This window comes from Altibacter sp., assembly GCF_019913785.1.
Classification (GTDB): Bacteria; Bacteroidota; Bacteroidia; order Flavobacteriales; family Flavobacteriaceae; genus Altibacter.
The window spans coordinates 137,789-149,208 of sequence record NZ_JAIOHK010000063.1 but is presented as its reverse complement, the minus strand read 5'-3'; the positions used below and the strand labels follow the sequence as shown (position 1 = coordinate 149,208).

The window sequence follows — 11,420 nt, the reverse complement described above, 5'->3', positions numbered from 1 at the left end:
CGTCAGAATGACAAAAAGGGGGTAATGGGACTTGTCACACTGTGCTTAATGGATTCTGACTTGCGTCAGAATGACAAGAAGGGGGTATGGTATTTGTCAGACTGTGCTTGACACAGTGTCCATTGGGTTTATAGTCACTGCAAATAATGGATTCTGACTTGCGTCAGAATGACAAGAAGGGGGTAATAGGACTTGTCACACTGTGCTTGACACAGTGTCCATTGGGGATAATAGTCTCAACGAATAATGGATTCTGACTTGCGTCAGAATGACAAAAAAAAGACACAATTGCGCCTTACTTCAACTTATCGGCTGTAATACGTCCCTCTCGGTTTGCAATCTCCCAGGTGGTTTGAAAAATAAGCTGTGCACGTTTTGCCATAAGCTCATATTCAATTTTATCGGGCGTATCCGTAGGTTGGTGATAATCGGCATGTGTTCCATTGAAATAGAAAATCACCGGAATATTTTTCTTGGCAAAATTGTAATGGTCACTTCGGTAATAGAACCGATTTGGATCGTTATCATCATTGAATTTATAATCCAATTCTAATTGGATGTATTTTTCATTCACGGCTTCAGAAACATCGTGTAATTCCTGACTTAATTTGTCACTGCCAATAAGGTAAACGTAGTTTGGATTGTCTGCTTTATCGGGGTCGATACGACCAATCATGTCGGTATTCAGATTACACACCGTATTTTCCAAGGGGAACAGTGGATTTTCGGTATAATATTTTGAACCGTACAATCCAATTTCTTCACCGGTAACATGCAAGAAAAGTATCGATCTTTTAGGGCCATTGCCATCCTCAACTGCCTGTTGAAAGGCCGCTGCTATTTCCAACATCGAAACTGTTCCGCTTCCGTCATCATCGGCACCGTTATACACATTGCCATCTTTATCGGTTCCCACATGGTCGTAATGCGCAGAAAGCACGATCACTTCCTCCGGTTTTTCAGAACCTTTAATATACGCCACCACATTCTCTGAACCTTTCGGGTCTTTCATTCTACCGAAATATTCGGCTGGAATTGCCTGATAATAGTTTTTATCTTCAATAGGTGAGGGGATTCCTTGGTCCATATAAAAATTCCGAAGGTATTCTGCCGCCAACTTCTGACCTTTTTGTCCGGTCATTCGACCTTCCATCGCATCGCCAGCAAAGATATATAAGTGAGTTTTTAATTCGTCAGCAGTAATTGTATTTGCATAATCAACACGGGAAGGGCTACTCACCGTAGTAGGCGGTACCGAATTCTGAGCAGAATTATGTGTTGAATTACAAGCAACTGCAACAACGGTAATAATTGAGACTAGTAAATATTTCATAGGATTTTTTTCAGATAAAATTGAATTGGCTAAAGATATATAAACTTGAAAACCCAATTGTGAAAATTATGTGAAAAATAGAAAATCGACCTGATTGGAACTCTTGAAACTAGAACAATGGTTATATTTGTGAAAATTCTTGGATTATGCATATCGAGCAAATTTATACCGGCTGTCTCTCTCAAGGGGCCTACTATATTGAAAGTGAAGGCGAAGTAGCCATTATAGACCCTTTACGTGAAGTAAAGCCTTATTTGGAAAGGACGAAACGAGATAATGCCGTTATTAAATATATTTTTGAAACACATTTTCATGCCGACTTTGTAAGTGGTCATGTAACGCTTTCGAAGGAGACCGGTGCTCCTATAGTGTATGGCCCGAATGCAAATCCGTCTTTTGATGCAATTATTGCGAGCGATGGTGCGGAATTCAAATTGGGAAAGATTACCGTTGTGGCCTTGCATACGCCGGGACACACCATGGAAAGTACCACCTATCTATTACGGGATGAAAACGGAAAAGACCATGCCATCTTTAGCGGAGATACCTTATTCTTAGGGGATGTTGGAAGACCCGATTTGGCACAGAAGGCCAATGAAGTGACTCAAGAAGATTTGGCAGGCATCTTATTTGAAAGTCTTCGAAATAAAATTATGCCTTTGGGCGACGATGTGATTGTATATCCGGCACATGGTGCAGGCTCTGCCTGTGGAAAACATATGATGAAAGAAACGGTGGATACGCTTGGGAGTCAGAAACGGCTAAATTATGCACTTCGGGCCGATATGACCAAAGCCGAATTTGTGAAAGAAGTGACCGATGGTTTATTACCTCCGCCGGTCTATTTTCCACTTAATGTGAAAATGAACAAGGAAGGCTATGATGATATTGATGTAGTTATCTCTCGGGGAACTCAAAAGCTCTCCCCGGAAGCTTTTGAACATTTGGCCAATAGTAGTGACGCTGTGATCTTGGACGTGCGCCACCAAAGTGAATTTATAAAAGGACATATCCCTCGTTCCATCTTTATTGGACTGGATGGTGGTTTTGCCCCCTGGGTAGGAGCACTTATCGCCGATGTAGCACAACCTATACTCTTGGTGACTTCTGAAGGGAGAGAAGAAGAGGCCGTTATACGTTTATCACGCGTAGGATTTGACAATACGCTGGGCTATTTGGTGGGTGGCATTGAAGCTTGGAAGGCTTCGGGTAAAGAAACTGACGCTATGGAATCTATTTCAGCTGAAACTTTTAAAACTACTTTGAAACAGGAGGTGCCGGTTATTGATGTACGCAATGAAGGTGAATTTGAAAATGGACATATCCCGGATGCTATGTTAATCCCCCTCGGGTTTATAAACGATCATTTCTCTAAATTCCCGAAAGAAAAAACCTTTTATGTACACTGTGCGGGCGGCTATCGCTCGGTAATTGCAGCTTCCATTTTAAAAAGCAGAGGGATTCACAATGTGATCGACGTGGCCGGTGGATTTGCCGATATCAAGAATGTGGGAATACCTATCGCCTCACTGAGCAATTAATGCAACTGTATTTCGTCTTCAAACTCTAGTCTAAAAGTTTCGGTAGCCGTAGTACCTTGTCCGGTTTCAGAATAAGCATATAAGGAAGCCTGGGTCAATTTGTTGGTGGTAATTACACCATTCGCCAACTTCAACACTATACGTATTTCCGTAAAAACACGACGAGCAGTAGCCGCGTCCTTGAGCATTGGACTATGGCTGTCTTTAGATTTCACAATTAGGTATGCATTCTCACCATCGGACGTGGCTTTTTGTATGAGCATTCGCGTTGCCTTGTTGGTGTTATCCAGTCCGTAAACAGCTATAGCCATATCTTGACTGAATCCTGTTGTCGCAATACACGCGATAAATAAGAAGAAAAGTAATTTTTTCATGGAGTCATATCTATAATGGTATAAATATACTTTTTTAAATTTTGTATTACCAATTGTATGGCTGTAAATGCTACTATACCTCTTTTTGGGAATGTTTTAATAAAATCGATGTTTTTTAGCATGTTTAAAATCAAAAGATTAGATGGTTTGTTAAACTTTTAATAAAAAAGATTAAACAAAATAAATTATTGTTTAGATTTGGTCAAACTTTAAAACAAAACGCTATGAAAAACGTATTACAAATTCTTGTTGTGACCCTTATTTCGTTCACAGCATTTTCACAAACCGCTAGAGTAAACATTATTCACAATTCAGCAGACGCAGCAGCCGAACAAGTGGATGTTTATCTTGATGCAAACCTCACCTTGGACGATTTCACTTTTAGGACTGAAACCGGATTTATAGACTTTCCGGCCGGTGTTGAAGTTATTATAGGAGTGGCGCCACCAACTAGTACTGGCCCGGGAGATATTATTGCTTCTTTCCCAGTGACCTTAATGGATGGAGAAACGTATGTCGTCGTTGCCGATGGGATAGTAAGTCCAACGGGATACGACCCACCACAGCCATTTGGATTACAGGTGTATGTTATGGGTAGAGAAGCGGCCACAAGTGGTACCAACACCGATGTGTTAGTGCACCATGGCTCCACAGATGCGCCAACTGTAGACGTAGTAGAAACCGGTGTAGGAGCAGGTACCATTGTAGATGATATCTCATATACCGAATTCCAAGGCTATTTGGAATTACCTACTGCAGATTATGTTTTAGAAATTAGAGATGAAACAGGATCTGTTGGGGTAGCTGCTTTTGCTGCACCATTGGCAACTTTGAATTTAGATGGAGCTGCTCTAGTAGTATTGGCTTCTGGGTTTTTAAACCCTGCAAATAACAGTAACGGTCCTGCTTTTGGATTGTGGGTTTCGACAGGTGTTGCAGGAAATTTAGTTGAATTACCAAGTGCACCCTTAGGAGTAAATGACTTTGATACTACTACTTTTTCCTTGTATCCAAATCCGACGTCAAATCAATTGAACCTAGTGGTTGAAGGAATTGAATTAGCCAATTTCTATGTTTCAATAACCGATATGTTAGGACGAACAGTTGTTAATAATGTGGTTACATCAAATAATACAATTGATGTTAGTGCATTGCAAACAGGTGTATATCAACTAAGTGTTCTGGATGGAACTGCCACACTGGTTTCAAAAAAGTTTATCAAGAAATAACCTATTCTTGGTTATACCTATATTTGATATTAAATTTGATTTCACAAACGAAAACCCACAACTGAAGTTGTGGGTTTTCGTTTGTGGAAATTATAAAAGCATATTAAACCAATAAGGTACTTTTAGTTTTACGCCACGATAATTTTTAAAACCTGTTTGCTATTGTTGTTGGCTTTAAGCACAAGTATATAGATTCCCGATGGATATTTGTTTAAATTGAGGCTGATCGAATCACGATTATCATTCTCGAAGGATTCTAAAATCACGCCCGACAAATTATAGAGTTGGATAGTTGTAATGTCGGCTATATTTATGATCTCATACACATTGGTTGATGGCGTTGTTATGGCTTTAACAATATTCTTTTCATCTTCAAAGGAAGATGTGTCAAGAATAAACAAAGGCTCACATTCATCGATGATATCTAAATCTGAATAAAACGATTCTCCATTTTTAAACATACAGGCAACTCGACCTACACCGTTAATATCGGGATCCCCACTGGGGGCGGTAATTATTGACATCGATCCAACTCCTTCAATCCAAATAGCATTATTTGTGCTAACCGTGTTGGAAGCAGACGGAGAAAAATAGAAATGGCGGTAATGGTTTCCGTCGACCAAGGGTCGTGGTATGATAGAATCTACCGTGAAATAGCCAGCATCTTCCGGAAATGGAGTAATGGGGTTTTTCATATCAATAGAGTCGCCCACGGGAAGAGAGAAATCATATAATAGATAGTCGCTTATTCCACTTGGTAAAATAACTTTTAAATAAACTTTTCTTTCAGGAATGTTTTCTCGCAATAAAAACCCTCTGGAAATATAGTGATAACCATCCAGCACCTTATAGTTCATGCCATCGACTAGCGTATCCCCATTTGTGTAATACAGATCCGTATCGCATATGGAGGCAAAACAAAATCTAAGATTCCACTCATTGTAATAATCTAACAATGGTGTGTAATCTTGTGAATATGAATGGTTTGAAAAAGCCAACAATAGTAAAAGCACGAGTAGTTTTTTCATTTTTAACTTATTTTTTTTGCAATATATTCAAAATTACAATCAAATTAGAGTTGAAAAAGAAATATGCCCTATCATGATTTAGATCACATGTCTTTTTGAAGGAAAGAGGATTACTTTGCTATGGTTCAGTGATCCCTAGGTGGTAATCCATCACCACCATAAGCACACTAAACACACTGACACGTATTTAGTTTTCAAAAATCACACTGGGATTACTCACCTTGTTCGTGATCCCGAGGTGGTGATCCCTAAGAATGAAATCCTGAGCAAGCATAGAAACCGGACCGAGCGTTAAATAAGTGTCCAGTGGACACTTTTAGTGAAGGAGCCAGTCGGCGGAATGGCATTGTTTACTGTGTTTGTTCTTCGCTACAGAGATCTAGGGATTACTCACTTTGTTTGTGATCCCGAGGTGGTGATCCAATACCACTATAAGCGCACTAACCACATTGACAGGCGTTTGGTTTTTAAAAATCACCCTGGGATTACTTACTTTGTTCGTGATCCCGAGCTGGTAATCCAATACAAACATAGAAACCTCAACCACCTGCGGTGGTTTTGTTTATTGTTCCCAGTCACTTACGAAAGTAAACTTTCGGCGCTCCTGAAAACAATAAACCCACAACTTTCGTTGTGGGTTTCCTTTTGCGGAGAAAGAGGTTCTTCCACCTGTCTTTAAACATCAATGTTTTCAACGCTTCCCAATGGTTGAGTTTTTAGGGTAACCCATAGGGTAACTTAGCTCTCCTGTTTTAAAGAATAATTCTAATCAAATATATAAATTTATGGTAAGCTTTATTTATCTTCAGGAAAAAGATATCGACATTATTGTTTCTCATTTAATATGTTGTGTGCAATTAAAACACAGCGGTCGGAAAAAGCTGAATAAAGACTTAAAACAGAAGTAGGCAAAAAAAAACAAATTAAAAATGGCATTATTTAGAATTACAGTAAAACAAAACAAGTATTCAAGCGGAATTAGACTTGAAAAGGGAATGACGGTAGACGTTTCTTCAAGATACTATAATCCAGTAACCACTAATGGCGGACACGAAGTTATTAATGCCTTTCAAAGAATATACGGAATTGACATTAAAAATAATGGCGGACTTTCAACAGTTTATCTTGACGTGAAAAAGGTGAAATAAATGAAGTTAAAACCAAATCTCTTTGACTATGCAACTTCTGAACTTTCGCAAGACGCATTTTTGACTTGGTTAATTCAATGGGCAGATAAAGACTATCGAGAAGTTGATAGTTTTTTAAATGCTTGTGCTATTTCCTTTGTTCAAGAACTTTTGGGCAAAGACAAATCCTATTCAATTGAAACCGTAGAAGCAGGAAGACAATGGAACAACATTGACGTTTGGGCTTTAGTGAACAACAAATACTTTCTTGTAATTGAAGATAAAAAAGGTACTAAAGAACATTCAGACCAACTTATTAGATATTCTGAACTTTCAAAAAAGCATTACGAAAAATCAGACATTGATATAAAGCTTGTTTACTTTAAAATGGAAGAACAAGGAAAATACAGAGATATTAAGGAAGCAGGTTTTTCGCTATTCCAAAGAAGCAAAATGCTATTAATTCTCGAAGACTATATCAACTCAACTGAACGGTCTCAACAAAACGACATTATTGTTGATTATTACAACAACCTTGACAACTTGGACAAGAAAATTAAAAGTTATCTAAATAAACCGTTAAACGAATGGCATTGGTATTCTTGGCAGGGTTTCTACTCTGAACTTCAAAAACACATTGGCGGAAATTGGGAATATGTAGCAAATGCAGCAGGTGGATTTCTCGGTTTTTGGTGGAATTGGAATTACTCTAAAATTGACGGAAGAGAATTTGAATATTATCTGCAATTGGAACAAGACAGATTTGTGTTCAAACTCTATTCTTACAAGGAAAATGACCGTAGAGAAGTGAGAGATTTTTATCGTAGACACTTGTATAAAAAGGCAAAAGAGTTGAATCTTGGAATTTCTCAATTTGGTCGTTTAGGAGCATATATGGGAGTTGCCAAACTGAACTCTGAATACCGACTAACATACGAAAATGGACTTTTGGATTTTCAAGCGACAGTTGAGAATTTAAAAGGACTTATGAAATTAATAAATGAAACTGAAAAAGAAATAACTGCACTCAACACCTTGTATAGTTAGTGGCGGTTAAATTTATTTAATCTTCACACTTTTTAAAAAGTCGTTGTACCTGAATTGCATAGACTTTTTGATAGTGGACTTATCATAATCTGTGCGAAAGGAAGAAGCGAAACTGTTCTTTCAGAATTAGGTAAAATAATAATCGAAATTGGAATGAGTGTTAATCTAGAAGGTAAAAAGATTTGATAGGTTTATGTTATTTTTTATTACGGAATCTCTTTATGTAATATTATAATTATTAACTTTACTCACTCACTATTACAAACGCCCCAGTTTTATTTAGCAATTCCTAATTGGGATAACAATGATTGAAAACCGTTGTTTTCTGGGTTTAAATTGCTTTATAACCATTTCTAAATAGGACATGTAACGAGTTATACACAAGCTCAAGAACAATTAGAAAAGTAATGAAAATAGAGCTAAAAAATATCTCATTCGGTTATAATGCAACAGAAACCGTACTTGACAATATCTCATTTACCGTAAATCCATCTTCTTGTACATCAATTGTTGGCTCTTCTGGTTCTGGAAAATCAACAATTTTGAGATTGATAAATGGTATGCTTCAAGAAACAAATATCGATTTTCTTAAAGGTGAAATAAAGATTAATGACTCTGATATAATAAAAGAAAAAATCAAATGGAAAAATAAAAGGTCTAAAGGAGAATTGGGTTATATGTTTCAAAATTCAAACCTCCTGCCTCATTTAAGTGTTGAAAAAAATATCAAATTACCGTTAAAAATACTAGGCAAAAAAACCGAAGAAAATGAAATAGTTTCAGACTATCTCAAAATTACTGGGTTAATTAATCATAAAAACAAATTGCCGAAAGAATTATCAGGTGGTATGAAAACAAGAGCTGCTTTAGCTAGGACATTTATAACTAATCCTAAACTACTGCTTTTGGACGAACCTTTTTCATCATTAGATATAGTTTGGAAATCAGAATTATATGAGGAAGTTAAAAGATTGAAAAATCTGAATAATACGACTGTGATTTTAGTTACTCACGATATTTTCGAAGCAGTTTATTTCTCAAATAATATTGTTATTCTTGGAGATAATCACAAAATAATTAAGTCAATCAATATACCAAATTGGTCAGATGAATTAAGCTACAATGATGTAGTGCTAAAATACAATAAAGAATTTGTTGAAATTAAAAAATGTATTGAGGAAAACCGTGGACAAATAAATCTATGAAAAAAAACATTATACTTATAATATTTATTATCATTTTCTTAATAATATGGGAATATGCTGCTTCATATTCTTCAGCAATAAATTATTTCGTATCTAGTCCTACAGCATCATTTGATTATGCAAGAATAAACTATTTGAATCTTCTAAATTCAACTATTACAACTTCATTAGAAGCTATATTAGGTTTAATAATTGCAACTGTTTTTAGTTTTGCAATTATGTTTATTTGTTTGATATACCCTAAAATTTTAAAAATAATTCTTCCAATTTTTGTGACATCTCAAGTACTACCCATTATAACACTAGCCCCATTTTTTATTATACTTTTTGGAATGGGCATATTGTCAAAAATCGCAATGGTTGTATTAATGTGCTTTTTTCCAGTTTTTGTAAATTTTTCAGCAGGTGTTAATAGTATTTCCAATGAAACAAAAGAACTACTCTACACATATGATGCAAATAAGTATTTCACGATTTTTAAAATAATTTTGCCTCTTTCGACACCTAATATTTTCACTGGTTTGAAATTAGGAACAACAATGGCAATGATGGGAGCTATTGTTGTAGAGTTTTTAGGAGCGATTGACGGTCTTGGTAAAAATCTCTATTTAGCACCCAAGAACTCAAAACCTGAATTAATGGTATGTTCAATAGTATTAACAGTATTTTTAGGTTGGTTTTTATTTAAAACTGTTGAAAAACTTGAAAAAAAAATAGGTAAATGGTATATATAAATTTAAATTATAACAATATGAAACTAAAATTTAAAATTTACATATTAGGAATATTGTCCTTGCTGCTTACAAACTGTAAGGACAACAAAGATTGCGATAATTATCGTTCAAAAATGGACGTTAATTCTAAAGGAGAGACAATAATCAAACTACAACAACAATGGTTTCCAAATTCGGGATTCGCTGGTGAACTTTACGCACAAAATGTTACAGATTCAATTTATAACTTGGATATAGAAATCATTCCAGGTTCTGACCAAACCAATATAATGCAATTGGTTAAATCTGGTGAAGTTGACTTTGGAGTAGCTGGTGCAGAACAGGTAATTCAGGCAAATCAAGACAATGACAATTTTGTAATTGTTGGAGTTATCAATTACAAATCCTTAGCTTGTTTCATTTCCAAAAAAGGAAAAAATATTTTAGTCCCTAAGGATATGGTAGGAAAAAAGATTGGGACGATGGAAGGCTCCCCCGTTCACCTAATATACCAAGCTTTAAAACAAAAAGAAAAACTTGGAATAGAAAAGAAAAATGAAATCCCTACGGGATGGGTGTTGACTGGCTTTACTCAAGATGATTATGACGTTTATCCAGCTTTTATTAACGATGAACCTATCACATTAAACGCTCAGGGAATAGAACTAAATTATATATACCCTAGTAATTATGATATTAACTTTATAGGAACAGTCTATTTCTGTAAAAGAGAATTAGTTGAATGTTATCCAGAGATAGTACAAAAATTTGTTAATTCAATTTCTCAAGGTTGGGAACTAGCTCTCAAGAATCCCAAAAAATCAATTGAGTACTTAAAAGAATACGATAAAAATATTGATGAAAACAAAGAACTAAAATCTCTTATACAAGGAATGGAGTACTTCAAAGGAGAAAATGGCAGAATACTTTATGCTAAAGAAGAATCTTGGAGAAAAATGTCAGAACTTTTAACAAGCATTGGTCAAATTAACTCATTTGATTACGAAAAAACTGTTAATACAAAATTCATTTCTAAATATCTTAGTGAAATAAAACCGAAAAACGATGAAAATGCTCAAGAGTAAGTTTGATTTTAGAAAAGAGAATCAAAAAAATTGGGAGAAGAATTCCACTTATTGGTTAAACAATCCACTGAGGCAAGTTGAAGACACACAATCTTTTTTTAAAAAAAAATTATTAAGTCTTGTAAAGCCAAATATGACCATAATAGATATGGGGTGCGGTAGTGCTTGGCTATTAGAATTTCTATTAGAATTAGATATTGATTTTAAATATATTGGTCTAGACTTCAATCCTATTTTTATTAAACATCTAAAAAACAAGTATCATTCTAAATCTAACGTTGAATTTATTGAAATTGATTTCGAAGAAGGAATTCCAAAAAAACTAATACAAAAGGCTGATATTGTATTTAATCTATTTACTTTTTTTGAAAACTCGGATTTAGACACTGCTTTTTCTAATGCTCATCAAATGTTAAAGGCAAACGGTGAATTAGTCATATTTACTATAGACTGTATATTTTTAATACTTGCGGTAAGTAGAAATATGGAAGAGTTCAAAGAAAAACTAAAAATGTATGAAGAAATCAAATCGACTGGAGAAGTTCCATATTTTTTTCAAAATATTGACTTAGGAGATGCAGAAAGTGAAGATTTAAAATATGCAAGTGTACTGTATTCTTTTGATGATTACTACAAACAGGCAAACCTATTGGGAATGAAATTGTCCGACTACGGTGAAGTCGTGAAAACTTCAAAATTTCTTCCAAAAACATATCAATATATGGTATTCAAATAATT

At 35.4% G+C, this 11,420-nt stretch carries 11 protein-coding genes; 8 read left to right on the top strand and 3 right to left on the bottom strand.

Features of this window, described 5'->3' with window-relative positions:
- Positions 1-295: 295 nt before the first annotated feature.
- The gene (locus K8F54_RS11900; protein ID WP_290791234.1) at positions 296-1,333 is read right to left on the bottom strand and encodes a M28 family metallopeptidase; all 1,038 of its coding nucleotides are present in this window, start codon (positions 1,331-1,333) and stop codon (positions 296-298) included.
- 146 nt (positions 1,334-1,479) lie between these two features.
- Here K8F54_RS11900 and K8F54_RS11895 point away from each other — a divergent pair, with 146 nt between their 5' ends.
- Positions 1,480-2,874, top strand: coding sequence for an MBL fold metallo-hydrolase (locus K8F54_RS11895; protein ID WP_290791232.1), 1,395 nt, complete (start codon positions 1,480-1,482; stop codon positions 2,872-2,874).
- On the opposite strand, the gene K8F54_RS11890 is transcribed toward K8F54_RS11895, so the two are convergent.
- Complete coding sequence (locus tag K8F54_RS11890) at positions 2,871-3,248, bottom strand: hypothetical protein (RefSeq protein ID WP_290791230.1); 378 nt, start codon at positions 3,246-3,248, stop codon at positions 2,871-2,873. The genes K8F54_RS11895 and K8F54_RS11890 overlap by 4 nt on opposite strands.
- Before the next feature lie 224 nt (positions 3,249-3,472).
- Between K8F54_RS11890 and K8F54_RS11885 the strand changes: the two genes are divergently transcribed.
- Entirely contained in the window at positions 3,473-4,477 is a 1,005-nt protein-coding gene (locus K8F54_RS11885) for a DUF4397 domain-containing protein (protein WP_290791228.1), read from the top strand.
- Between the two features lie 128 nt (positions 4,478-4,605).
- Here the strand turns inward: K8F54_RS11885 and K8F54_RS11880 are convergent, their stop codons facing one another.
- Complete coding sequence (locus K8F54_RS11880) at positions 4,606-5,505, bottom strand: T9SS type A sorting domain-containing protein (RefSeq protein WP_290791226.1); 900 nt, start codon at positions 5,503-5,505, stop codon at positions 4,606-4,608.
- A 929-nt stretch (positions 5,506-6,434) separates the two neighbouring features.
- On the opposite strand from K8F54_RS11880, the gene K8F54_RS11875 reads away from it, so the two are divergent.
- The 6 genes from K8F54_RS11875 to K8F54_RS11850 all read left to right on the top strand — a co-directional run bounded on the left by K8F54_RS11875 (position 6,435) and on the right by K8F54_RS11850 (position 11,418).
- Entirely contained in the window at positions 6,435-6,653 is a 219-nt protein-coding gene (locus K8F54_RS11875) for a DUF6140 family protein (RefSeq protein ID WP_290791224.1), read from the top strand.
- Complete coding sequence (locus K8F54_RS11870) at positions 6,654-7,679, top strand: PD-(D/E)XK nuclease family protein (RefSeq protein ID WP_290791222.1); 1,026 nt, start codon at positions 6,654-6,656, stop codon at positions 7,677-7,679.
- Positions 7,680-8,086: 407 nt separating this feature from the next.
- The gene (locus K8F54_RS11865; RefSeq protein ID WP_290791220.1) at positions 8,087-8,884 is read left to right on the top strand and encodes an ABC transporter ATP-binding protein; all 798 of its coding nucleotides are present in this window, start codon (positions 8,087-8,089) and stop codon (positions 8,882-8,884) included.
- Complete coding sequence (locus tag K8F54_RS11860) at positions 8,881-9,618, top strand: ABC transporter permease subunit (protein ID WP_290791219.1); 738 nt, start codon at positions 8,881-8,883, stop codon at positions 9,616-9,618. Before K8F54_RS11865 ends, K8F54_RS11860 begins: the two co-directional genes overlap by 4 nt.
- A gap of 17 nt (positions 9,619-9,635) precedes the next feature.
- Positions 9,636-10,682 (top strand): ABC transporter substrate-binding protein, encoded by a 1,047-nt coding sequence (locus K8F54_RS11855; protein ID WP_290791217.1) that lies wholly within the window; start codon positions 9,636-9,638, stop codon positions 10,680-10,682.
- Positions 10,663-11,418 (top strand): class I SAM-dependent methyltransferase, encoded by a 756-nt coding sequence (locus K8F54_RS11850; RefSeq protein WP_290791215.1) that lies wholly within the window; start codon positions 10,663-10,665, stop codon positions 11,416-11,418. The genes K8F54_RS11855 and K8F54_RS11850 overlap by 20 nt, the downstream gene beginning before the upstream one ends.
- Positions 11,419-11,420: the final 2 nt, after the last annotated feature.